Origin of the sequence: Pseudomonas brassicacearum, from assembly GCF_918698105.1 — a bacterium.
Lineage (GTDB): Bacteria > Pseudomonadota > Gammaproteobacteria > Pseudomonadales > Pseudomonadaceae > Aquipseudomonas > Aquipseudomonas brassicacearum_F.
Genome location: NZ_CAKKMI010000021.1, coordinates 46090 through 70425 on the forward strand (window position 1 = coordinate 46090; position 24336 = coordinate 70425).

17 protein-coding genes are annotated in these 24336 nt (G+C 62.3%); 14 read left to right on the plus strand and 3 right to left on the minus strand.

Annotated elements, in window-relative coordinates; all coding sequences use genetic code 11:
- Positions 1-10 precede the first annotated feature (10 nt).
- Complete coding sequence (locus LQ215_RS10850; RefSeq protein WP_230149605.1) at positions 11-1174, plus strand: gamma-butyrobetaine dioxygenase; 1164 nt, start codon at positions 11-13, stop codon at positions 1172-1174.
- A 380-nt stretch (positions 1175-1554) separates the two neighbouring features.
- Positions 1555-1818, plus strand: coding sequence for a hypothetical protein (locus LQ215_RS10855; RefSeq protein WP_230149607.1), 264 nt, complete (start codon positions 1555-1557; stop codon positions 1816-1818).
- Positions 1819-2476: 658 nt separating this feature from the next.
- Here LQ215_RS10855 and LQ215_RS10860 read toward each other — a convergent pair.
- Together LQ215_RS10860 and LQ215_RS10865 are read right to left on the minus strand one after the other, a co-directional pair.
- On the minus strand, positions 2477-3580 hold the full coding sequence (locus LQ215_RS10860) for a GlxA family transcriptional regulator (RefSeq protein ID WP_060740272.1): 1104 nt from the start codon (positions 3578-3580) through the stop codon (positions 2477-2479).
- A gap of 575 nt (positions 3581-4155) precedes the next feature.
- Positions 4156-5532, minus strand: coding sequence for an L-serine ammonia-lyase (locus tag LQ215_RS10865; protein ID WP_230149609.1), 1377 nt, complete (start codon positions 5530-5532; stop codon positions 4156-4158).
- Between the two features lie 425 nt (positions 5533-5957).
- Between LQ215_RS10865 and LQ215_RS10870 the strand changes: the two genes are divergently transcribed.
- From LQ215_RS10870 to yccS, 12 genes are all read left to right on the plus strand, one after another.
- On the plus strand, positions 5958-6905 hold the full coding sequence (locus tag LQ215_RS10870) for a choline ABC transporter substrate-binding protein (protein WP_212797929.1): 948 nt from the start codon (positions 5958-5960) through the stop codon (positions 6903-6905).
- A gap of 71 nt (positions 6906-6976) precedes the next feature.
- Positions 6977-7822: a choline ABC transporter permease subunit gene (choW, locus tag LQ215_RS10875; RefSeq protein WP_092333375.1), complete on the plus strand. Its 846-nt coding sequence runs from the start codon at positions 6977-6979 to the stop codon at positions 7820-7822.
- Positions 7819-8997 (plus strand): choline ABC transporter ATP-binding protein, encoded by a 1179-nt coding sequence (gene choV, locus LQ215_RS10880; RefSeq protein ID WP_230149611.1) that lies wholly within the window; start codon positions 7819-7821, stop codon positions 8995-8997. The genes choW and choV overlap by 4 nt, the downstream gene beginning before the upstream one ends.
- A gap of 273 nt (positions 8998-9270) precedes the next feature.
- A complete protein-coding gene (gene betI / locus LQ215_RS10885; protein ID WP_003206359.1) occupies positions 9271-9891 on the plus strand; it encodes a transcriptional regulator BetI in 621 nt (206 codons plus the stop codon).
- Positions 9892-9971: 80 nt separating this feature from the next.
- The gene (gene betB / locus LQ215_RS10890; RefSeq protein WP_230149613.1) at positions 9972-11444 is read left to right on the plus strand and encodes a betaine-aldehyde dehydrogenase; all 1473 of its coding nucleotides are present in this window, start codon (positions 9972-9974) and stop codon (positions 11442-11444) included.
- Positions 11445-11663: 219 nt separating this feature from the next.
- Entirely contained in the window at positions 11664-13367 is a 1704-nt protein-coding gene (gene betA, locus LQ215_RS10895) for a choline dehydrogenase (RefSeq protein WP_230149621.1), read from the plus strand.
- A gap of 230 nt (positions 13368-13597) precedes the next feature.
- A complete protein-coding gene (locus LQ215_RS10900) occupies positions 13598-15040 on the plus strand; it encodes a TldD/PmbA family protein (RefSeq protein WP_230149622.1) in 1443 nt (480 codons plus the stop codon).
- Positions 15040-16377 carry a TldD/PmbA family protein gene (locus tag LQ215_RS10905; RefSeq protein ID WP_230149624.1) on the plus strand — a complete coding sequence of 446 codons (1338 nt, stop codon included), beginning with the start codon at positions 15040-15042 and terminating at the stop codon, positions 16375-16377. The genes LQ215_RS10900 and LQ215_RS10905 overlap by 1 nt, the downstream gene beginning before the upstream one ends.
- A gap of 194 nt (positions 16378-16571) precedes the next feature.
- Positions 16572-17999, plus strand: coding sequence for a multidrug transporter subunit MdtD (gene mdtD, locus LQ215_RS10910; protein WP_230149626.1), 1428 nt, complete (start codon positions 16572-16574; stop codon positions 17997-17999).
- A gap of 343 nt (positions 18000-18342) precedes the next feature.
- Complete coding sequence (gene dbpA / locus LQ215_RS10915) at positions 18343-19680, plus strand: ATP-dependent RNA helicase DbpA (protein ID WP_230149652.1); 1338 nt, start codon at positions 18343-18345, stop codon at positions 19678-19680.
- Between the two features lie 175 nt (positions 19681-19855).
- A complete protein-coding gene (locus LQ215_RS10920; RefSeq protein WP_230149628.1) occupies positions 19856-21034 on the plus strand; it encodes an NAD(P)/FAD-dependent oxidoreductase in 1179 nt (392 codons plus the stop codon).
- A gap of 234 nt (positions 21035-21268) precedes the next feature.
- Positions 21269-23452: a YccS family putative transporter gene (gene yccS, locus LQ215_RS10925; protein ID WP_230149630.1), complete on the plus strand. Its 2184-nt coding sequence runs from the start codon at positions 21269-21271 to the stop codon at positions 23450-23452.
- A 136-nt stretch (positions 23453-23588) separates the two neighbouring features.
- Here yccS and LQ215_RS10930 read toward each other — a convergent pair whose 3' ends face one another.
- Positions 23589-24326 (minus strand): substrate-binding periplasmic protein, encoded by a 738-nt coding sequence (locus tag LQ215_RS10930; RefSeq protein WP_230149632.1) that lies wholly within the window; start codon positions 24324-24326, stop codon positions 23589-23591.
- Positions 24327-24336 lie beyond the last annotated feature (10 nt).

Genomic DNA, 24336 nt, shown 5'->3' on the forward strand with positions numbered 1-24336 from the left:
GGAGATCGCCATGAACACCGCCGCCGCTTTTGCCGACTTCCGCCGTTACCCCCTGGTCTTCCCATTGACCGCCGCCACACCGTCGGCCGATCGGGTGCAAGTGACGTGGGCCGATGGCCGGGTCAGCCCCTTTCATCATCAATGGCTGCGGGACAACTGCCCTTGCCCGCAATGCGTCTACAGCGTGACCCGCGAGCAGGTGCTGGAAATCGTCGACGTCCCTGAAGACATCGCCCCCGGCGCGACCCGACTCGACGACGAAGGCTGCCTGTGCGTGGACTGGCAGGACGGTCACCAGAGCCGTTTCGACCCGGGCTGGCTGCGCGCCCACGCCTACGATGATCAATCCCGAGCCGAGCGCCTGGCGAACATGCCCCGGCGCCAATTGTGGCGACACGACTTGCAACTGCCGGTGTTCGATTACCCCGCGCTGATGGACGATGCCGATGCGTTGTTGCAATGGTTGCTGGCGGTGCGCGACATCGGCCTGACCCAGGTGCGCGGCGTACCCACCGAACCCGGCTCGCTGAGACGGGTTGCCCAACGCATTTCCTTCATTCGCGAGAGTAACTTCGGCGTGCTGTTCAATGTGCAGTCCAAGGCCGATGCCGACAGCAATGCCTACACCGCCTTCAACCTGCCGCTGCACAGTGATTTGCCGACCCGGGAATTGCAGCCGGGGCTGCAATTCTTGCATTGCCTGGTGAATGACGCGGACGGCGGCGAGAGTATTTTTGTCGACGGTTTTGCCATCGCCGATTTCCTGCGCCAGGAAGACCCCGAGGCCTTCGATGCGCTGTGCCGGATCCCGGTGGAGTTTCGCAACAAGGACCGCCGCAGCGACTACCGCTGCCTGGCGCCGATCATCGCGCTGGACGCCCTCGGCCAGGTTTCGGAAATTCGCATGGCGAACTTCCTGCGTGGGCCGTTCGACACCTCGGTCGAGCAGATGCCCAAGCTTTACCGCGCCTACCGCCGCTTCATCGGCCTGACCCGCGAGCCGCAATTTCGCCTGGTACAGCGTCTCGAACCCGGCCAGCTCTGGTGCTTCGACAACCGCCGCACCCTCCATGCCCGCAACGCGTTCGACCCGGCCTCCGGGGCTCGGCATTTCCAGGGGTGCTATGTGGATCGGGATGAGTTGTTGTCGCGGATTCTGGTGTTGCAGCGCTAGACCGCGTCATCGTTCTTCGCGAGCAGGCTCGCTCCCACAGGGGTTCTGTGTCGCTCACAAAATCTAATGTGGGAGCGAGCTTGCTCGCGATGACAATCCACCAGACACCCAAGCTTTCCCTGATTCACAGGCAAAAAAATCCCCGATCAAGCCGTGACAGGATCGGGGCAGGAGCGTTACTGGAGGAGCTGTTGCGCGAGGGTGACCAAACCATCGTGATTCAGCTTGAGGTCAGTGTGCCCAGTCCAGCCCCATGCAAGTTAGCCGAAAACGACGCCTCCATAGTCATTCATGACATTGCGACCATTTGCCCTTGCCGCCGCTTCGGGTGGCTACCAGAATCGAGACACGACCCCAATCCCTGAACAAGGAAAAGCGTCATGATGTACGCCGATTTGATCGACCAGGAAGACCTGCTGGGCCACCTCAAGGCCCTGGGACTGCCAATACCCAGCGGCGCCACTGCCGAGCAGGCATGCGAGTGTGCCGTGCGGGGGCTGGACACGGTCCGTGCCAATGAATTGCGGCGGATGGTCAAGGAGATGTACACCAGCAGCGCCACCATCCTGCCGGCCGTGCGCCAGGCGATTGATAAGCAGCTGTTGCCGGCTCTGACGGATTACCAGCAAAACCATAGCGCCTGACAGAACCCAATTGCTCCCACAGGATCTGTGTCGTTCACAAAACCTGTGGGAGCGAGCTTGCTCGCGATGGCGGCCTGACTGAGTACATATCCGTTGCTGCGGTAACGGCGGCTTATGGTTCCGCCCTGACGGCGGCTCACTTTTGAAAAGCGCAAAAGTAAGCAAAACGCTCATGCCCCACCACTCGGTGCCTCGCCTAGGCTCGGCATGCCCTCACTCCGGCATTGCTCCGTGGGCCCGCCGCGAAGGGCCATCCATGGCCCAGCGCGGCTATCCCGGCATCCATGCCGGGATGCCCACTGCGCAATGCCTGCGTTCGGCCAGCGTGGTTAACGGGGCGCTGAGATCAACGTCCACGGCGAGGCGGCCTAGTAGCCGACCTGGTTCTTGGCAAGACCGCGTTTCCCCTGAGGGAGCGAGCTTGCTCGCGATGACGGCCTGACAGCCAACCTATCTCCCCCAGCCATCCCCAATCCAACTGTGGGAGCGAGCCTGCTCGCGAAGACGGCCTGATAGCCGACCTATCTCCCCAGCCCCCCCAATCCAACTGTGGGAGCGAGCCTGCTCGCGAAGACGGCCTCACAGCCAACCAATCTCTCCAACTTTGCCCCAATCCAACTGTGGGAGCGAGCCCGCTCGCGATGAAGGCGCTGCGGTCTTAGAGCCTCACACTGGCAAACGTCGACTCATTACGCGCCTGGCTCAGCGCCGACAGCGGCCCGGACAATGGCGACAGCACCAGCGCCTGCGGCAGCGGCATCATCGCCACCTGTTGCGTGGTGTTGGAACCCACGCGCTCGTCACGCGGAGGAATGCCGAAGTATTCGCGGTAGCACTTGGAGAAATGCGGGGTGGAGACGAAGCCGCACACCGAGGCCACTTCGATGATCGACATCGGCGTCTGCTTGAGCAGTTGCCGTGCACGGATCAGCCGCAGCTTTAGGTAATAGCGCGACGGCGAGCAGTGCAGGTATTTCTGGAACAACCGCTCCAGCTGCCGACGAGACACGGCGACGTACACCGCCAGTTCGTCCAGGTCGATCGGCTCTTCGAGGTTGGCTTCCATCAGCGCGACGATTTCCTGCAACTTCGGCTGGTTGGTACCGAGCATGTGCTTGAGCGGTACACGCTGGTGATCCTGCTCGTTGCGAATACGCTCGTAGACAAACATTTCCGAGATCGCTGCCGACAGTTCACGACCGTGATCGCGGCTGATCAGGTGCAGCATCATGTCCAGCGGCGCGGTGCCGCCGGAGCTGGTGAAGCGGTTGCGGTCAAGGGTGAACAAACGGGTGCTCATCGACACCCGCGGGAAAGCTTCCTGCATTGCCGCCAGGCATTCCCAGTGCACGCTGCAATCGAAGCCATCCAGCAGGCCGGCGCAGGCCAGGGCCCAACTGCCGGTACAAACTGCGCCGAGGCGCCGGGATTGGCGGGCCTGGCTCTGCAGCCATGACACGTGTTCACGGGTCACGGTGCGCTGGATGCCGATGCCGCCACAGACAATGACGGTGTCCAGGGGCGGCGCCTTGTGCATGGAAGCGTCGGGGGTGATCTGCAAGCCGTCGCTGGCCCAGACCTGGCCGCCATCGACCGTGAGAGTGGTCCAGCGATACAGCTCGCGACCGGACAGCTGGTTAGCCATGCGTAGCGGTTCTACCGCGGACGCCAGGGAAATCAGCGTGAAATTGTCCAGCAGCAAAAAGCCGATGGATTGAGGCGCACGGTTCTGGGGTTGGGCCCCGGAGTTGGACGTCGTCATCGCGGTATCTCCTCACACAAAGCGGGTGATGGCCTCAGGCGGAGGCTCTTGTTATTGCCACATTCTCTTGCGCGAGACAGGGCTTTATCGGGATAGAGCAATTGCCATGCCTAAAATTGAATGTGTGTTCAATAAATCCTGAAAACGACATCGCGGCCTGTCTATATAAGGCGTGCATCGAGTGCAGGTTTTAGGTGCCATCCATGGCGACAGGCACCGATCACAGAAGGCTGTGAGCAGTTCGGTAGCACTTGTGGGAACTGGGCTGCGCGGCTTGCGCAAGGAGTAGCACCACAGGTGCGGGTGACGGACGGTCGAGCGCGATTCAGCGGTTGGCTCGACAACAGGGGGCTTGTCTGTTTGCGACGCGCTAAAAGGTGGCGCGTTTGCAGATCGGTGTTCATTTTGTGAGCGGTTTTTACATTCACCTGTGGCCAGAGATTGCTCCCGATCGACCCTGTAGGAGCTGGCGAAGCCTGCGATCTTTTGATCTTTCGCTTGAGATTCAAGTGGCTGGGGAAAGATCGCAGCCTCGTTGCACTCGACAGCTCCTACACAACTCCCTGGCCGCTGGATCAGCACTCCACCGCACTGACCGCCAAGCCGCCGCGCGACGTCTCTTTGTATTTGTCATGCATGTCGGCACCGGTATCGCGCATGGTGCGGATCACCCGGTCCAGTGAGATGAAATGCTGGCCATCCCCGCGCAGGGCCATTTGGGCGGCGTTGATGGCCTTGACCGCGGCGATCGCATTGCGCTCGATGCACGGCACCTGCACCAGGCCGCCCACCGGGTCGCAGGTCAGGCCGAGGTTGTGTTCCAGGCCGATTTCCGCCGCGTTGCACAGTTGCTCCGGCGTGGCCCCGAGAATTTCCGCCAGGCCGGCCGCGGCCATCGCGCAGGCCGATCCCACTTCGCCCTGGCAACCGACTTCGGCGCCGGAAATCGATGCGTTCTTCTTGCACAGGATTCCGACGGCCGCCGCGCCGAGGAAGTAATCCACGACGTTGGCGTCGGTGACCGCTTCGCTGAATTTCATGAAGTAATGCAGCACCGCCGGAATGATCCCCGCCGCGCCATTGGTCGGCGCCGTGACCATGCGCCCGCCGGCGGCGTTCTCTTCGTTGACCGCCAGGGCGAACAGGTTGACCCACTCCATGGCACTGAGGGTCGAGCCGATGACATTGGGTTTGTTCAGCTCCTGCAGGCTGCGGTGCAACTTGGCCGCACGTCGACGCACATTCAAACCGCCCGGCAGGATGCCTTCGTGCTTGAGGCCCTGCTCGACGCAATCCTGCATGGCCCGCCAGAGTTTCATCAGGCCGCTGCGGATCTCGTCTTCGGAACGCCAGACCTTTTCGTTGGCCATCATCAACTCGGCAACCCGCACGTTGTGGGTACGGCACAGCTCAAGCAATTCTTCGGCACTGGAGAAATCGTAAGGCAACTCGGTGCTGTCCAGATCCACCACGCCGCTGGTGGCCTGGGCCTGATCGACGACAAACCCACCGCCGACCGAGTAATACGTGTCACGGTGCAGCTCGCCGCCGGCGCCCTCGACCACCAGCGTCATCGCATTGGGGTGGAACGGCAGGTTCTCGTCGATCAGGCGCATGTCCCGGGACCAGACGAAAGGCACCGGCAGGCGACCGTCGAGCAACAGGGTCTGGGTTTCACGCAGATGCTCGATACACGGACCGATCTGCGATGGATCGATCGCGTCCGGCCACTCACCCATCAAGCCCATGATCACCGCGTTATCGCTGCCATGGCCGATGCCAGTGGCGGAAAGCGAACCGTAGAGCTGAACTTCCACGCGCGCTACTTGTTCCAAAAGTCCTCGCTCACGCAAACCTTGCACGAACAATGCAGCGGCCCGCATCGGGCCCACGGTGTGTGAGCTGGACGGGCCGATACCGATTTTGAACAAGTCGAAAACGCTGATTGCCATTGTCGATAACCTCCAGAACAGGCACATCCGGACGCAGGAACGTCCGGTGACGGAGCTGCTACGCTCAACGCCGGGATGGCCGCATCATCCGGTTTTTGCCTTGGGGTCCGACGTCTGACACCGACGCAATCATGCCCAGCAACGCCGCCCCGTCCTGGCCCCGGTTTTACGCCGTTTTTCTGCGTATCAGAGGCCCGCCAGGGGCGGAAAAAATCTGTAAACGACGTCACCAACACTGGATGCGACCCTCCCTGTACTGGATACGACTCACCCTGTAGGCGTCAGATTTGCACTGGTACATGATCGGTTACGGCTCGTTTGCAAGGCCGCGTGTCAGAGAGTGCCCACGCGCCACCAACCGCAACATCCAATTAAGCGCGGTTGTCCTGACCGGACACCGCCAATAAAACACCAGGAGTCCACCCATGAAAGGTTCCACATCGTTGTTGTTGGCCGCCATGCTGAGTCTTCCGATGCTGGCCAACGCTGCTGAACCCGAACAGTGCAGCACCGTCAACTTCTCCGATGTCGGCTGGACCGACATCACCGTGACCACCGCCACCACCAGCGTGGTACTCGACGCCCTCGGCTACAAGACCAAGACCACCATGATTTCCGTGCCGGTGACCTACAAGTCCCTGGCCGACGGCAAGAACATGGACGTGTTCCTCGGCAACTGGATGCCGACCATGGAAAACGACATCAAGGCCTACCGCGAAGCCGGCACCGTGGAAACCGTGCGCACCAACCTCAAGGGCGCCAAGTACACCCTCGCCGTGCCTCAGGCTTTGTATGACAAAGGCCTGCACGATTTCGCCGATATTCCCAAATTCAAGAAAGAGCTGGACGGCAAGATCTACGGGATCGAACCCGGCAACGACGGCAACCGCCTGATCCAGAGCATGATCGAAAAGAACGCCTTCGGCCTCAAGGACGCGGGTTTCAAAGTCGTCGAGTCGAGTGAAGCCGGCATGCTCTCGCAGGTCGACCGCGCCTCCAAGCGTGGCACCGACGTGGTGTTCCTCGGCTGGGCGCCACACCCGATGAACACCCGCTTCAAGATCCAGTACCTGACCGGCGGCGACGACTTCTTCGGCCCCGACTTCGGTGCCGCGACCGTGGCGACCAACACCCGCAAGGGCTACAGCCAGGAATGCAGCAACGTTGGCCAGCTGTTGAAAAACCTGGAGTTCACCGTCGACATGGAAAGCACGCTGATGGGCAACGTGCTCGACGACAAGATGAAGCCTGAAGCTGCCGCCAAGGCCTGGCTGAAGAAAAACCCACAGGTACTCGATACCTGGTTGGCTGGCGTGACCACCATTGACGGTAAACCTGGCCTGGACGCCGTGAAAGCCAAGCTTGCGCAGTAACTGCTTATGTTATGCCGGGCGGGTTCGCTCGCCCGGGCTGTTTATTCCCTTGCATGCGGACGTTCACTACCATGCTCATTGATCAGAAAATACCCTTAGGCCAGTACATTGCCGGCTTCGTTGAATGGTTGACGCAACACGGCGCCAACACCTTCGACGCAATCGCACTGTTCCTGGAAACGATGATTCACGGCGTGACGTTTGCGCTGACCTGGTTCAATCCCCTGGCCCTGATCGGCCTCATCGCGCTATTGGCGCACTTCATCCAGCGCAAATGGGGCCTGACCGTATTCGTCATCGCGTCCTTTCTGCTGATCCTCAACCTGGGTTACTGGCAAGAAACCATGGAAACCCTCGCCCAGGTGCTGTTCGCGACCCTGGTTTGCGTACTGATCGGCGTGCCGCTGGGCATTGTTGCCGCGCACAAGCCGATGTTCTACACCCTGATGCGTCCGGTACTCGATCTGATGCAGACCGTACCGACCTTCGTCTACCTCATTCCTACCCTGACCCTCTTCGGGCTGGGTGTGGTCCCAGGCCTGATCTCCACGGTGGTGTTCGCGATTGCCGCGCCCATCCGCCTGACCTACCTGGGCATCCGCGACGTACCGGACGAACTGATGGACGCCGGCAAAGCCTTCGGCTGCTCCCGTCGCCAGCTCCTGTCGCGTATCGAACTGCCCCATGCGATGCCAAGCATCGCCGCCGGCATCACCCAGTGCATCATGCTGTCGTTGTCGATGGTGGTGATCGCCGCACTGGTGGGCGCCGATGGCCTGGGCAAACCCGTGGTCAACGCACTGAACACCGCCGATATCGCCCTGGGCTTCGAAGCCGGCCTGGCGATCGTACTGCTGGCAATCATGCTCGACCGAATCTGCAAACAACCCGACGCCAAAGTAGGGGGTGACGCATGAGCATAATCCGTTTTGAAGACGTTGATGTGATCTTCTCCAGGGATCCACGCGAGGCCCTCAAGCTGCTCGACCAAGGCATGACCCGCAACGAAATCCTGAAGAAAACCGGGCAAATCGTCGGCGTGGAAAAAGCCAGCCTGGACATCGAGAAAGGCGAAATCTGTGTCTTGATGGGCCTGTCCGGCTCCGGCAAGTCCAGCCTGCTGCGCTGCATCAACGGCTTGAACACCGTCAGCCGCGGCAAGCTGTTCGTCGAGCACGAAGGCCGCCAGATCGACATCGCGTCCTGCACCCCCGCTGAACTGAAGATGATGCGCACCAAGCGCATCGCCATGGTGTTCCAGAAGTTCGCCCTGATGCCTTGGCTGACGGTGCGCGAGAACATCAGCTTCGGCCTGGAAATGCAGGGCCGTCCCGAGAAAGAACGCCGCAAGCTGGTGGATGAGAAGCTGGAGCTGGTGGGCCTGACCCAATGGCGCAACAAGAAGCCCGACGAATTGTCCGGCGGCATGCAGCAACGGGTCGGCCTGGCCCGCGCCCTGGCGATGGACGCCGACATCCTGCTGATGGACGAACCCTTCTCGGCCCTCGACCCGCTGATCCGCCAGGGCCTGCAGGACGAACTGCTGGAGCTGCAACGCAAGCTGAGCAAGACCATCGTGTTCGTCAGCCACGACCTCGACGAAGCCCTGAAGCTGGGCAGCCGTATCGCGATCATGAAAGACGGCCGGATCATCCAGTACAGCAAGCCGGAAGAAATCGTGCTGAACCCGGCGGACGACTATGTGCGCACTTTCGTCGCCCACACCAACCCGCTCAACGTCCTGTGCGGTCGCAGCCTGATGCGCACCCTGGACAACTGCAAGCGCATCAACGGCTCAGTGTGCCTGGACCCGGGCGGCGATTCCTGGCTCGACCTGGCCGAAGGCAACACCATCAAGGGCGCTCGGCAGAATGGCGCGGCGCTGGACCTGCAAAACTGGATACCGGGCCAAGCCGTCGAAGAGCTGGGCCGGCGTCCGACCCTGGTGGACTCCAACATCGGCATGCGCGACGCGTTGCAGATTCGCTACCAGACCGGCAACAAACTGGTGCTCCACGATAACCAGCAAGTCGTCGGGATCCTCGGCGACAGCGAGCTGTACCACGCACTGCTGGGCAAGAACCTGGGCTGAGCCCACGTCAGCAAAAACGCCGCGAGATGAACGCGGCGTTTTTGTTTGAGTGGTTCTGAATTGCTGGCATTCCAGCTATCAAGCGCATTTGGCCTACCTGCCAACCGACGAGTGTTATAAAGACATCCCCAAAAGTCCTCGCCCCGGCAAATAGCGACGACTTGTCATAGAACTTATTTTTTGTTGATTGAACGTTCAATCAAAACAAAATAGACTGGCTTTCGTTCCGGCAGACGACATTCGTGCGCCGGATGGCCTAAGGAGATGTGCTAGATGCCCAAGGTCGGTATGCAACCCATCCGCCGCCAACAACTGATCGAAGCCACGTTGCAAGCGGTCGATCAAGTCGGCATGGGGGACGCCAGCATTGCTCTGATCGCCCGTTTGGCCGGTGTCTCCAACGGCATCATCAGTCACTACTTTCAGGACAAGAATGGCCTGATCGCCGCCACGGCCCAGTACCTGATGACTGTCCTGAGCGAGAACGTCACCGCGCGCCGCCAGGCGCTGGAGGACACAAGCCCCCGGGCTCACCTCAAGGTGATCATCGAAGGCAACTTCGACGCCAGCCAGGTCAATGGCCCGGCAATGAAAACCTGGCTGGCCTTCTGGGCCACCAGCATGCACCACCCGTCTTTGCACAGGTTGCAGCGGATCAACGATCACCGTCTGTATTCCAACCTGTGTAGCCAGTTCCGCCGCGTGTTGCCCGTTGATCAGGCACGCAGCGCGGCACGGGGGCTGGCCGCGCTGATTGACGGCTTGTGGCTGCGCGGAGCGCTGTCGGGAGACGCGTTCGATACCGCCCAGGCGCACCAGATCGCTTACGAATACATGGATTTCCAACTGGCCAAAGCAGGAGCACCAGAGCACACAGAACCGCTCGACTCCTGAACCGCCGCCGAACTGCGTAGTCAGCTATAAACGACACGCTCCGGTGGCCAGCCAACCACTTATGCACTTGCGAGGACTTTATGGCCCGTTTCGAACTGCAAAAACTCTACATCGATGGCGCGTACAGCGATGCCAGCGGCGACGCCACTTTCGAAGCCATCAACCCTGCCAACGGTGAAGTTCTTGCCCAAGTGCAGCGTGCGACGTTCGAGGACGTCGAACGCGCCGTGGTCAGCGCTGAAAAGGGCCAGAAAGTCTGGGCCGCCATGACCGCCATGCAGCGTTCGCGCATCCTGCGTCGCGCCGTGGACATCCTGCGCGAGCGCAACGATGAGTTGGCCGCCCTGGAAACCCTGGACACCGGCAAGGCTTACTCCGAAACCAAATACGTCGACATCGTCACCGGCGCCGACGTGCTGGAATACTACGCCGGCCTGGTGCCCGCCATCGAAGGCGAGCAGGTTCCGCTGCGCACCACTTCATTCGTCTACACCCGTCGCGAGCCCCTGGGCGTGGTGGCCGGTATCGGCGCGTGGAACTACCCGATCCAGATCGCCCTGTGGAAATCCGCCCCGGCCCTGGCGGCCGGTAACGCGATGATCTTCAAGCCGAGCGAAGTCACCTCGCTGACCACTCTGAAACTGGCCGAGATCTACACCGAGGCCGGCGTTCCAGCGGGTGTGTTCAACGTCCTGACCGGCAGCGGCCGTGAAGTCGGCACCTGGCTGACCGAGCACCCGCGCATCGAGAAAATCTCCTTCACCGGCGGCACCGACACCGGCAAGAAAGTCATGGCCAGCGCCTCGAGTTCGTCGCTCAAGGACGTGACCATGGAACTGGGCGGCAAGTCGCCGCTGATCATCTTCGACGACGCCGACCTGGATCGCGCCGCTGACACCGCGATGATGGCCAACTTCTACAGCTCCGGCCAGGTCTGCACCAACGGCACCCGGGTGTTCGTGCCGAGCCACCTCAAGGCCGCCTTCGAAGCCAAGATCGCCGAGCGCGTGGCGCGCATCCGCATCGGCAATCCAGAGGACGAAAACACCAACTTCGGCCCGCTGGTGAGCTTCGCCCACATGGAAAGCGTGCTGGGCTACATCGAGAAAGGCAAAGCCGAAGGCGCGCGCCTGCTGTGCGGCGGCAGTCGCCTGACCGACGGCGAACTGGCCAAGGGCGCATTCGTCGCCCCGACCGTGTTCACCGATTGCACCGACGAGATGACCATCGTGCGTGAAGAAATCTTCGGTCCGGTGATGAGCATCCTCACCTATGACACCGAAGAAGAAGTGATCCGCCGCGCCAACGACACCGATTTCGGCCTGGCCGCCGGCGTCGTCACCCGCGACCTGAACCGTGCCCACCGCGTGATCCACCAGCTCGAAGCCGGCATTTGCTGGATCAATGCCTGGGGTGAGTCGGCGGCTGAAATGCCGGTCGGTGGCTACAAGCAATCGGGCGTAGGCCGGGAGAACGGCATCAGCTCGCTGAACAACTTCACACGCATCAAATCGGTACAGGTCGAGCTGGGCGATTACACGTCGGTGTTCTGATCGGACACCGAACCTGAGACCGGGGGCTTTTGTGGCGAGGGAGCTTGCTCCCGTTGGGCCGCGAAGCGGCCCCGACTCCTGGCTCCCAGGTCATTCAGACAGAACACGGTCGCCCTGTTTGCGACTGCTGCGCAGCCGAGCGGGAGCAAGCTCCCTCGCCACAGAGGATGTGGCACTCGATGAACGCGACCTGAACCCATTCAAAAGAGGGTGCATTTCATGTCCCAAACATTCGATTACATCATCATCGGCGCCGGTTCGGCCGGTAACACCCTGGCTACCCGCCTGACCGAAGACGAAGGCGTCACCGTCCTGCTGCTCGAAGCCGGCGGCCCGGACTATCGCCTGGATTTTCGCACGCAAATGCCCGCCGCCCTGGCGTTCCCGCTGCAAGGCCGGCGCTATAACTGGGCCTACGAGACCGACCCGGAGCCGCACATGAACGGTCGCCGCATGGAGTGCGGTCGCGGCAAGGGCCTGGGCGGTTCTTCGCTGATCAACGGCATGTGCTACATCCGCGGCAACGCCCTGGACTATGACAACTGGGCCAAGCTGCCGGGCCTGGAAGACTGGGCCTACCTCGATTGCCTGCCGTATTTCCGCAAAGCCGAAACCCGCGACATCGGCCCGAACGATTACCACGGCGGCGACGGTCCGGTCAGCGTGACCACGCCCAAGGCCGGCAACAACCCACTGTTCCACGCCATGGTCGAGGCCGGTGTGCAGGCCGGTTACCCGCGTACCGAAGACCTCAACGGCTATCAACAGGAAGGCTTCGGCCCGATGGACCGTACCGTCACGCCCAATGGCCGCCGCGCCAGTACCGCGCGCGGTTACCTGGACATCGCCAAGAAGCGCTCGACCCTGACCATCGTCACCCACGCCTTGACCGACAAGATCATCTTCGAAGGCAAACGCGCGGTCGGCGTGCGTTACCTGGTGGGCGCCGCCGAAGAGCGCGTCGAAGCCCGGGCACGCAAGGAAGTGCTGCTGTGCTCCGGCGCCATCGCCTCGCCGCAGATCCTCCAGCGTTCCGGTGTCGGCCCGGCCAAGCTGCTCGAAAGCCTCGACATCCCGGTGGTGCACGATCTGCCTGGCGTCGGTGAAAACCTGCAGGACCACTTGGAGCTGTACCTGCAATACGCCTGCACCCAACCGGTTTCCCTGTACCCGTCGCTGCTCTGGTACAACCAGCCGGCCATCGGGGCCGAGTGGCTGTTCAACGGCACCGGCATCGGCGCCAGCAATCAGTTCGAGGCCGGTGGCTTCATCCGCACCCGCCCGGAATTCGATTGGCCGAACATCCAGTATCACTTCCTGCCGGTGGCGATTAACTACAACGGCAGCAATGGGGTGAAGGAACACGGTTTCCAGGCGCACATGGGCTCCATGCGCTCGCCAAGCCGCGGCCGCATCCAGGCCAAGTCCAAGGACCCACGCCAGCACCCGAGCATCCTGTTCAACTACATGGCAACCGAGCAGGACTGGCAGGAATTTCGCGATGGCATCCGCCTGACCCGCGAGATCATGCAACAGCCGGCGCTCGATCCGTTCCGTGGCCGCGAGATCAGCCCGGGCATCGAGGTGCAGACGGACGAGCAGTTGGACCAGTTCATCCGCGAGCACGCCGAAACCGCCTTCCACCCGTCCTGCTCGTGCAAGATGGGCACCGACGACATGGCGGTGGTGGACGGCGAAGGCCGCGTGCATGGCATGCAAGGGTTGCGCGTGGTGGATGCCTCGATCATGCCGATCATCACCACCGGCAACCTCAACGCGCCAACGATCATGATCGCCGAGAAAATCGCCGACAAGATCCGCGGCCGCAAGCCCCTGCCACGCAGCACCGCGCCGTACTTCGTGGCCGGCGACGCGCCGGTGCGTGGCAAGCCAATGCGTGAAGTAGGACCTAGCGCCCAGTAAAGCGCTGCACCGCAATCGCGAGCAAGCTCGCTCCCACAGGAACTGGTAGTGGACGCAGATTTTGTGACCACCCAAGATCCACTGTGGGAGCGAGCTTGCTCGCGATAGCGTCCACCCTGACACCCCAAATTCCTATCTGCCTTGATCCCTCCCCCACCCAGGCCTAATCTAGAGCCACCGCGTCAACACGCCACACCTCGCTGCACCGCCACTCCAGACAAGGAGGTTCCATGTTCGACTTCCACCCCCAGCTCAAGCAGCGTTTTGCTGCCTTGCGCACGGGCGCTGAATTTTTTTCCCTGCGTTACGTGCGCGAGTCCGGCCAGCACCTGTCGGTGCGCAAGAATGTCGCCGAACCGCCCAGCCTGAACCGTGATGAAGGGGCGATGCTCACCGTGCGGGTCAATGGGGTCGAGGCGTATGCCGCCACCAACGACCTGTCCCAGGCCGGCCTGCAAGCGGCGCTGGAGCGCGCCGAGCAACATGCGCGCGGGCTCAAGCCCCATGCCCTGCTGGACCTGCGCGAGCAAGCGGTGTCCAGCGACCGCGCCGATTACTTCTCGCCGAATTTCGACCAGGCCTTCCCGCCACTGAGCGATTGCTACCAATTGCTCGGCGACGAGTCAGCCGCAGTGCCCCAGGACGAGCGCCTGGTGAACTGGCAAGCCAGCATCGGCCTGACCCAGGTCGAGCAGATCTACCTCAACAGTGCCGGCGCTGAACTGCGCCAGGCCCAGCGCTTCATCTACCCGTCCCTGGAAGTCACCGCCTTCGACGGCAACGACAGCCAGACCCGCACCCTGGGCCGGGAAAACTTCGGCCAGCAAGGCAGCTTCGATGTGATCAGCCGCAGCGGCCTGATTGGCGCCGGGCAGAGAATTGCCGACCAGGCCCTGCAATTGCTGCTGGCGCCGAACACCCCGCAAGGCCCCCGCGACCTGCTGCTGATGCCCGACCAGATGATGCTGCAAATCCACGAGTCCATCGGCCATCCGCTGGAACTGGACCGCATCCTCGGGGACGAGCGCAATTACGCCGGCACCAGCTTCGTCAGGGCCAGCGATTTCGGCCACCTGCAATACGGCTCCAGCCTGTTGAACGTGACCTTCGACCCGGACATTCCGGAAGAACTGGCGAGCTACAGTCATGACGACGACGGCAGCGCCGCCAGCAAACAATTCCTGATCCGTGAAGGCCTGTTGCTGCGTCCACTGGGCGGCGCACTGTCACAGTTCCGTGCTGGCCTGGACGGTGTCGCCAACAGCCGCGCCTGCGGCTGGAACCGCCCGCCCATCGACCGCATGGCGAACCTGAACATCGAACCCGGCGACCAGTCCCTGGAACAACTGATCCAGGGCATCGAGCACGGCGTGCTGATGCGCACCAACCGCTCGTGGTCCATCGACGACGCCCGCAACAAATTCCAGTTCGGCTGCGAGTGGGGCCAATTGATCGAGAACGGCGAGCTCAAGGGCGTGGTGAAGAACCCCAACTACCGGGGTATTTCCGCGCAATTCTGGAAGAGCCTACGCGCCGTGGGCGATGCCAGTACCTCCCGAGTCCTGGGTACGCCGAACTGTGGCAAGGGCGAACCGAACCAGGTCATCCGCGTCGGCCATGCGTCGCCGGCGTGCGTGTTCAGCAACGTTGATGTGTTTGGGGGAGATGCCTGATGAGCACTCTTAATAATGAGGCCGAGGCATTCAAGGTGTTGGTCGACTGGCTGCGCGCTGCCCTGCATGAGCAGGAACAGTTCACCTTGGGTTATGCCGCCGAGTCCTCGGCCTTCGTGCGTTTCAACCACGCCAAGGTACGCCAGGCCGGGCAGGTTCAACAGGCCAATATCACTTTCAAATTGATCGACGACGGACGTCACGCCGACTTGCAGATCACCTTGTCCGGCGACACCGAGACCGATTTGCAGCGCCTGTCCGAGGGCCTGCAACAGCTGCGCAAAACCTTGCCGCTGCTGCCCCGCGATCCGTACCTGTTGCTCAACCACAACCACTGGCAGAGCCATAACGTGCAGGACCATCCGCTGCCGGATACCGAGCAGGCCGTGGCGCAAATCACCCGCGCCGCCGAAGGCCTGGACCTGGTGGGGTTCTATGCGGCCGGGCCCATCAGTCGCGGTTTCGCCAGTTCGTCGGGAGCGTTCGGCTGGCACCAGGCCAACAGCTTCAATTTCGATTTCAGCCTGTTCCATGAAAACGGCCAGGCAGTGAAAGCCAGCTACGCCGGACATGAATGGAGCAGCGAAGGGTTTGCCCGGCGCTTCGAGCAGGCCCGCGAGCAACTGGCGTTTCTCGGCCTGCCGTTGCGCACGTTGCCGCCCGGTGAATACCGCGCCTACCTGGCACCGGCGGCCCTGGAAGAGATCATGGGCATGCTCAGTTGGGGCGGGTTCTCCGCCCGAGCGCTTGCCAGCAAGCAGAGCCCGTTGCAGAAGTTCTACGCCAACGAAGCAAGCTTGAGCCCCAACGTGTGGCTGAGCGAGCAGGTCAGCGGCTCCTTGAGCCCGGCGTTTTCCGACGAAGGTTATCCCCGCGACGACCTGGCGCTGATCGCCAAGGGCACGGCCAATGCACAGTTGGTCAACTCCCGCAGCGCCGCCGAATACGGCCTCACCGCCAACGGCGCCAGCAGCTACGAGTACCCCACCGCGCTGGAGATGAAAGAAGGTCATCTGGAGCAAAGGCACGTTCTTGAGGAACTCGGCACCGGCCTGTACATCAGCAACCTCTGGTACCTGAACTACTCGGACCAACCGGCCGCCCGCCTGACCGGCATGACCCGCTTCGCCACGTTCTGGGTCGAGAACGGCCAGATCGTAGCGCCGGTCAGCACCATGCGCTTCGACGACAGCGTCTACAGCCTGCTCGGCTCGCAACTCGAAGCCCTGACCCGAGAGCGCGAACTGCTGCTCTCGGCCAGCACCTACAGCCAGCGGGCGACGGCCTCGATGTTGTTGCCGGGGGCGCTGGTCAAGCGGTTGACCTTGACGCTGTAAAAAAGCAAATGCAGAACCTGTGGCGAGGGGATTTATCCCCGCTGGGTTGCGAAGCGACCCCAAGAAGCTTGAATGTGCTCAGCCTGAATCACTGAGCTGTCAGATCAGGGGCTGCTTCGCAGCCCAGCGGGGATAAATCCCCTCGCCACAACAGCGGCATCTGTTCCTGATCAACACTCCGTACAAGAGGTCCCATGCCCAACCGTGCACCGCTCGACGCCGTCACAGCCCGCTGGCTTCCATGGGTGGTGGCGATTGCCTTCTTCATGCAGTCCCTGGACGGGACCATCCTCAACACCGCCCTGCCCGCCATGGCCAGCGACCTGGCGGAAAACCCGCTGCGCATGCAGGGCGTGATCATTGCATACATGCTCACCGTGGCGCTGCTGATCCCGGCCTCGGGCTGGATCGCCGACCGCTTCGGCACCAAGAAGATTTTCTTCGGGGCGATCCTGCTGTTCAGCTTCGGCTCGCTGCTGTGCGCCTTGTCCAGTTCGTTGAGCATGCTGATCGGCGCCCGGGTCATCCAGGGCCTGGGCGGTGCGCTGATGCTGCCGGTGGGCAGGCTGGTGGTGCTGCGGGCCTATCCGCGCTCGGAACTGGTGCGGATCATGGGCTTCATCACCATCCCCGGCCTGCTGGGCCCGCTGATCGGGCCGACCATGGGCGGTTGGATGGTCGAGTACCTGACCTGGCATTGGATTTTCATCATCAACCTGCCGGTAGGCGTGATCGGCTGTTATGCCGTGTGGAAGTTCATCCCCGACCTGCGTGGCAGCGAACGCACCCGGTTCGATGGGCTGGGGTTCCTGCTGTTCGGCGCGGCGATGGTGCTGATCACCATCGCCATGGAAGGCCTGGGTGAACTGCACCTGCCGCACCTGCGCGTGATGTTGCTGTTGTTCGGCGGCATGGCCTGCCTGGCGGCCTATTGGCTGCGGGCCGGGCACGTCGAGAACGCGCTGTTCCCGCCGTCACTGTTCAAGACCCGGACCTTTGCCGTGGGCATTCTTGGCAACCTGTTCGCGCGCCTGGGCAGCGGCGCCCTGCCGTTCCTGGTGCCGTTGCTGCTGCAAGTCGCCCTGGGCTATTCACCGTCCCAGGCCGGGATGAGCATGCTGCCCCTGGCGGCGGCGGCCATGGTCGCCAAGTCTGTGGCCCGGCCGCTGATCGAACGCCTGGGCTATCGCATCGTCCTGACCGGCAACACCGTGGCCCTGGGCCTGATGCTGGCGAGCATGGGCCTGGTCAGCGAGCAGACACCGTACTGGTTGCTGCTGGCGCAACTGGCGGTGCTGGGGGCAATCAACTCGCTGCAATTCACCGCGATGAACACCGTGACCCTGATCGACCTGGACGACGCCAGCGCCAGCAGTGGCAACAGCCTGCTGTCGGTGGTGGCGCAATTGTCCCTGAGCCTCGGCGTGGCCTGCGCTGGCGCCCTGCTCGGCGGCTTTACCGCCCAGGTGGGCAACGATGGGGTCGAGACAGTGCTGGGGGCGTTCCAGCTGACGTTCGTCACGGTGGGAGTCATGGCGATGCTGGCGGCGACGATCTTTTCCCAGTTGTCGAAGCAGGATGGGCGGCGGGTCAAGCGGCCGGATGAGCATATCGAGCACTAGATAGGACTCGGACGGTTTTAAGGCTTTAAGGCTTTAAGGCTTTAAGGCTTTAGGGCTTTTGTGGCGAGGGAGCTTGCTCCCGCTCGGCTGCGCAGCAGTCGCAATCCAGGCGACGCGAACTTTGAGGTACACCGTGTTGGCCGATTTGGGGTCGCTTCGCGCCCCAGCGGGAGCAAGCTCCCTCGCCACAGGGAATCGCCCACATCAGGACTGCGCCACAGCTCGTCCAGAACTTTCGAAGAAAGTGGCACGGGGCTGCTACACTGCGCGACATTTTGTTTTGCAGGCCAGTCCCGTGACCACCATTGCCACCGCTTTTAATACTTTGCCGCTCTCCGCCGCCATGCTGGCTAACCTCGAATCACTCGGTTATGCCCAGATGACGCCGATCCAGGCGCAAAGCTTGCCGGTGATCCTCAAGGGCATGGACCTGATCGCCCAGGCCAAGACCGGCAGCGGCAAGACCGCCGCTTTTGGCATCGGCCTGCTGAACCCGATCAACCCGCGTTTCTTCGGCTGCCAGGCCCTGGTGATGTGTCCGACCCGTGAGCTGGCCGACCAGGTCGCCAAGGAAATTCGTCGCCTGGCCCGCGCCGAAGACAACATCAAGGTCCTGACCCTGTGCGGCGGCGTGTCCTTCGGCCCGCAGATCGCCTCCCTGGAACACGGCGCCCACATCATCGTCGGCACGCCGGGGCGCATCCAGCAGCACCTGCGCAAGGGCTCGCTGGTCCTGGACGGCCTCAACACGCTGATCCTCGACGAAGCCGACCGCATGCTCGACATGGGTTTCTACGACGCCATCGAAGACATCATCCAGCAGACCCCGGAACGCCGCCAGACGCTGCTGTTCTCCGCCACCTACCCGGTGGGCATCAAGCAGCTGTCGTCCAAGTTCATGCGTAACCCGCAGCAAGTGAAGGCCGAAGCGTTCCACTCCGACGCGCAGATCGAGCAGCGTTTCTACGAGATCTCCCCCGAGGAGCGCATGGACGCAGTGGTCAAGGTCCTGGCGCATTTTCGCCCGGCCTCCTGCGTGGCGTTCTGCTTCACCAAGCAGCAGGTCCAGGAAACCGTCGATCACCTGACGTCCAAGGGTATCTCGGCCGTCGGCCTGCACGGCGACCTGGAACAGCGCGACCGCGACCAGGTGCTGGCGATGTTCGCCAACCGCAGCACCTCGGTGCTGGTGGCCACCGATGTGGCGGCCCGCGGCCTGGACATCGATGCGCTGGACATGGTGATCAACGTCGAACTGGCCCGGGACTCGGAAATCCATATCCACCGCGTCGGCCGCACTGGCCGTGCCGGTGAGAAAGGCATCGCCATCAGCCTGGTGGCGCCCTCCGAAGCCCACCGCGCCCAAGCCATCGAGCAACTGCAGAAGTCGCCGCTGAGCTGGGACCAACTGGACAACCTCAAGCCCCAGGGCGGCGGCCCGCTGTTGCCGGCCATGAGCACGCTGTGCATCGGTGCCGGGCGCAAGGACAAAGTCCGCCCCGGCGACATCCTCGGCGCCCTGACTGGCGAGGCCGGTATCCCCGGCGCCCAGGTCGGCAAGATCGCGATCTTCGATTTCCAAGCGTATGTGGCCGTGGAACGCGGCATCGCCAAACAGGCCCTGCAACGCCTGAACGATGGCAAGATCAAGGGCCGCTCGTTGCGGGTGCGGATCCTGTAACCGATAGACAGACAGAGATCAAACAGTGGGAGCGAGCTGTGTGGGAGCAAGGCTTGCCCGCGATGAAAACGCCGCGGTCTCTTGAGGACCGCAGCGCCTGGATCGCGAGCAAGCTTTGCTCCCACAAAGCTCGCTCCCACATTCAGTTATGTGGGAAAGCTGAGAGGACACCGTTTTGCGCTCTACCGAAGTCGTGATCATTGGCGCTGGCGCCGCGGGGTTGATGTGTGCGCTGACCGCGGCCGCGCGCGGGCGGCAGGTGATGTTGCTGGACCACGCCAACAAGGCCGGCAAGAAAATCCTCATGTCGGGCGGTGGACGCTGCAATTTCACCAACATGTACACCGAGCCAGGCAATTTCCTCTCGCAGAACCCACACTTCTGCAAATCGGCCCTGGCCCGCTACACCCAGTGGGATTTCATTGCGCTGGTAGCCAAGCACGGCGTGCCTTATCACGAGAAAAAGCTCGGCCAGTTGTTCTGCGATAACAAGTCCAGCGACATCCTCGGCCTGCTGTTGGATGAGTGCGACCAGGCCGGCGTCAGCCTGCACCTCGATACGTCGATCACGCAGATCGAAAAAACCGACGGCGGCTACCTGTTGCAAACCACCCTAGGCGCCCTCGCTTGCCAGTCCCTGGTGATCGCCACGGGCGGGCTGTCGATCCCGACCCTGGGGGCGACCGGGTTCGGTTATCAGGTGGCAAAACAGTTTGGCCATGAACTGCTGCCGACCCGCGCCGGCCTGGTGCCATTCACCATCACCGACCAGCTCAAGACCCTCTGCACCGAACTCTCGGGCACGTCGGTGGATTGTCTGGTGAGCTGCAACGACCAGAGCTTTCGCGAGAACATCCTGTTCACCCACCGCGGCCTGAGCGGCCCGGCGATCCTGCAGATTTCCTCGTTCTGGGAACCGGGGGACACGGTGCAGATAAACTTGTTGCCCGACCACGACGTGCCGCAATGGCTGCAACAGCAGCAGGCCGAGCGCCCCAACAGCGAACTCAAGACGTTGCTGGGCGAATTGTTCACCAAGAAAATGGCCAACCTGCTGGCGGACACCTGGTTCGTCTCCAAACCCATGAAGCAATACACCCACGCGGAGCTGGCGGACATCGCCGAGAAACTGGCGAGCTGGAACGTCGTCCCCGCCGGCACCGAAGGCTACCGCACCGCCGAAGTCACCCTGGGCGGCGTCGATACCCGGGAGGTCTCGTCCAAGACCATGGAATCGCTGAAAAGCCCCGGCCTGTACTTCATCGGCGAAGTGCTGGACGTCACCGGGCACTTGGGCGGGTTCAACTTCCAGTGGGCGTGGGCGTCGGGGTATGCGGCGGCGCAGTACGTCTGACCCGACACGACTCGAATGCGGGCAATAACCCTGTGGGAGCGAGCTTGCTCGCGATAGCGGTGTATCAGGCAATTCAATAGTGGCTGACACACCGCTTTCGCGAGCAAGCTCGCTCCCACAGAGGTTCGGGGTATACCCCGGAACACTTTTTGCTGTCAGATGTGATCGCCGCCATTGCGTCGGCGTCATTACTGCCTCAATTTAGCGTCATTGCCCGTCAGGCCTGTGCACTTCATGTCAGCGAACTCTTTTAGCCAGTCTTTGCGTCGCCTTTGGGCGTTGGATAAGTTCAGTTATAGCGTGCGGGTCTTCATCGCCCTGACCGGCAGCATGGGGCTGTGCTGGTACCTGGATGAAATGGCCCTGCTGATTCCCTTGTTCCTGGGCATCATCGCCAGCGCCCTGGCCGAGACCGATGACACCTGGCAAGGCCGCCTCAACGCGCTGGCCGTGACCCTGGTGTGCTTCACCGTCGCGGCACTGTCGGTGGAATTGCTGTTCCCCTACCCCGTCCTGTTCATCATCGCCCTGGCCCTGGCGGCCTTTGGCCTGACCATGCTGGGCGCCCTGGGCGAGCGTTATGGTGCGATTGCCTCGGCCACCTTGATTCTTTCGGTCTACACCATGATCGGCGTGGACCAACGCGGTGGCGCGGTCACCGACTTCTGGCATGAACCGTTGCTGCTGGTGGCCGGTGCCGCGTGGTACGGCCTGCTCTCCGTGCTGTGGCAGGCGTTGTTTTCCAACCAACCGGTGCAACAAAGCCTGGCGCGGCTGTTTCGTGAGCTGGGCCGTTACCTGAAGCTCAAGTCGTCGCTCCTGGAGCCGATCCGCCAGCTGGACGTCGAAGCTCGACGCCTGGAGCTGGCCCAACAGAATGGCCGAGTGGTCGCGGCGCTGAACGCGGCGAAAGAGATCATCCTGCACCGCGTGGGCAATGGCCGCCCCGGCTCGAAAGTCAGCCGCTACCTGAAACTGTACTTCCTGGCCCAGGATATCCACGAACGCGCCAGCTCTTCCCACTATCCCTACAATGCCCTGGCCGAGGCCTTCTTCCACAGCGACGTGCTGTTCCGCTGCCAGCGCCTGCTGCGCCAGCAAGGCAAAGCCTGCCAGGCACTGGCCGAATCGATCCAACTGCGCCAGCCGTTCGTCTACGACGACAGCTTTGCCGAGGCCCTCAACGACCTGCACGCGTCCCTCGAACACCTGCGCATCCAGAGCAACCCGGCCTGGCGCGGCTTGCTGCGTTCGTTGCGGGCACTGTCGGTGAACCTCGCCACCATGGACCGCCTGCTCAGCGATGCCAGCAACCCCGACGCCCTGGCCGACGCCACCGACAGCAGCCTGCTCGACCGCTCGCCGCGCAACCTCAAGGATGTCTGGCTGCGCTTGCGCACCCAGCTCACGCCCACTTCGCTGCTGTTCCGGCATGCCCTGCGCCTGCCCTTGGCCCTGAGCGTCGGCTACGCCATGGTGCATCTGATCCACCCGTCCCAAGGCTATTGGATCATCCTCACCACACTGTTCGTCTGCCAACCCAACTACGGCGCCACCCGGCGCAAGCTCGGCCAGCGGATCATCGGCACCGCCATCGGCCTGACCGTGGCCTGGGCGCTGTTCGATCTGTTTCCCAACCCGCTGGTGCAATCGAGCTTCGCCATTGCCGCCGGGGTGGTGTTCTTTACCAACCGCACCACCCGCTACACCCTCGCGACCGCGGCGATGACCATCATGGTGCTGTTCTGCTTCAACCAGGTGGGCGACGGCTACGGGCTGCTGCTGCCACGGCTGTTCGATACCTTGCTCGGCAGCCTGATCGCCGGGCTGGCGGTGTTCCTGTTCCTGCCCGACTGGCAGGGCCGCCGGCTGAACAAGGTGCTGGCCAACACGCTGACCTGCAACAGCATTTACCTGCGCCAGATCATGCAGCAATACGCCGCCGGCAAAAGTGACGACCTGGCCTATCGCCTGGCGCGACGCAACGCCCACAACGCCGATGCCGCGTTGTCCACCACGCTGGCCAACATGCTGATGGAGCCAGGACATTTCCGGAAGGAAGCCGATGTGGGGTTCCGCTTCCTGGTGTTGTCCCACACCCTGCTCAGCTACCTGTCGGGCCTGGGCGCCCACCGGGGCACCGAACTGCCGGTGCAGGTGCGCGAGCAACTGATCGATGGCGCGGGAGTGAAACTGGCGACCAGCATCGACGAAATCGCCCAGGGCCTGGCGAGTAAAACGCCGATTGTGGTCCAAAGCGACGAGGAGGAAGCCCTGGCCAATGAGCTTGAGCAGATGCCCGATGAGATCGACGAAGGCCAGCGGTTGGTGCAAACACAGTTGGGTTTGATCTGTCGGCAGCTCGGTCCGTTGCGGACCTTGGCGGCGCATTTGGTCAAGGACACCAGCGAGGCTTGAGGGTTGTGGTGTTTACACTGTCGCCATCGCGAGCAAGCTCGCTCCCACAGTGGGTTTCTTGTGTACACAGACTTTGTGGTTGCATCAGATCCAATGTGGGAGCGAGCTTGCTCGCGATGAGGCCAGCCCAGGCACCCTACATCCCGTGAGCTTTCAATAACCGCTCATAACTCCCATCCGCCTTCATCGCCGCGATCTCCCGGTCAAACCCCGCCACGATCTGCTCGTGCTCCGGGTTCTTCAAGCTGACCAGGATGTGCAGGCTGTTTTCACTCAATGCCTTGGGCAAAAACTCCACGGCGTTACGCACCTTGGCCGATTCGCGGGCCAGGTAATAGCGGGCGACGTACTCGTCTTCCAGGGTCAATTTCACGCGGTCGGCCGCCAGCATGCGCACCGCCATCGCGAAGTTATGCACAGGGACCTTCTGCATTTGCAGGTCTTCGTCGAAATCCTTGGAATAGGCGTAGCCGCGAACCACGGCGATGGGATAGGCACGCAGCTGTTGCAGGTTGTCAAACTGGATCGCTTCGTCCTTGCGCTTGATGAAACGCACACGGTTGAGCAGATACTCGGCCGAGAACTGGCCGATGTGAGTGCGCTCCTCGCTGTACCAGGCGTTGACCAGCACATCATACCGGCCCTCGCCGATGCCCAGCATCGCCCGGGCCCAGGGCACCTGTTCGAAGTCCGTGGCATAGCCGGCCCGAGCCAGGGCGGTGCTGACGATATCCGTCGCCAGGCCACCATTGATCAACGTGGAATCGGTAAAGGGCGGCCAACCATCGGCGACCAGACGCAACTTTTGCGCGCAGGCCTCGTAGCTCAGCAACAGCAATCCGATCAACGCAAGAGCTCGATGCAAACGCGGCATGCCAAACATC

Coding starts and splice junctions, on each gene's coding strand:
- LQ215_RS10870 (WP_212797929.1), top strand. CDS start 5,958: ATGAAAGGTTCCACATCGTTGTTGTTGGCCGCCATGCTGAGTCTTCCG.
- choV (WP_230149611.1), top strand. CDS start 7,819: ATGAGCATAATCCGTTTTGAAGACGTTGATGTGATCTTCTCCAGGGAT.
- LQ215_RS10905 (WP_230149624.1), top strand. CDS start 15,040: ATGAGCACTCTTAATAATGAGGCCGAGGCATTCAAGGTGTTGGTCGAC.
- yccS (WP_230149630.1), top strand. CDS start 21,269: ATGTCAGCGAACTCTTTTAGCCAGTCTTTGCGTCGCCTTTGGGCGTTG.
- LQ215_RS10860 (WP_060740272.1), bottom strand. CDS start 3,580: ATGACGACGTCCAACTCCGGGGCCCAACCCCAGAACCGTGCGCCTCAA.
- betI (WP_003206359.1), top strand. CDS start 9,271: ATGCCCAAGGTCGGTATGCAACCCATCCGCCGCCAACAACTGATCGAA.
- LQ215_RS10850 (WP_230149605.1), top strand. CDS start 11: ATGAACACCGCCGCCGCTTTTGCCGACTTCCGCCGTTACCCCCTGGTC.
- dbpA (WP_230149652.1), top strand. CDS start 18,343: ATGCTGGCTAACCTCGAATCACTCGGTTATGCCCAGATGACGCCGATC.
- betA (WP_230149621.1), top strand. CDS start 11,664: ATGTCCCAAACATTCGATTACATCATCATCGGCGCCGGTTCGGCCGGT.
- LQ215_RS10900 (WP_230149622.1), top strand. CDS start 13,598: ATGTTCGACTTCCACCCCCAGCTCAAGCAGCGTTTTGCTGCCTTGCGC.
- LQ215_RS10930 (WP_230149632.1), bottom strand. CDS start 24,326: ATGCCGCGTTTGCATCGAGCTCTTGCGTTGATCGGATTGCTGTTGCTG.
- LQ215_RS10855 (WP_230149607.1), top strand. CDS start 1,555: ATGATGTACGCCGATTTGATCGACCAGGAAGACCTGCTGGGCCACCTC.
- LQ215_RS10865 (WP_230149609.1), bottom strand. CDS start 5,532: ATGGCAATCAGCGTTTTCGACTTGTTCAAAATCGGTATCGGCCCGTCC.
- mdtD (WP_230149626.1), top strand. CDS start 16,572: ATGCCCAACCGTGCACCGCTCGACGCCGTCACAGCCCGCTGGCTTCCA.
- betB (WP_230149613.1), top strand. CDS start 9,972: ATGGCCCGTTTCGAACTGCAAAAACTCTACATCGATGGCGCGTACAGC.
- choW (WP_092333375.1), top strand. CDS start 6,977: ATGCTCATTGATCAGAAAATACCCTTAGGCCAGTACATTGCCGGCTTC.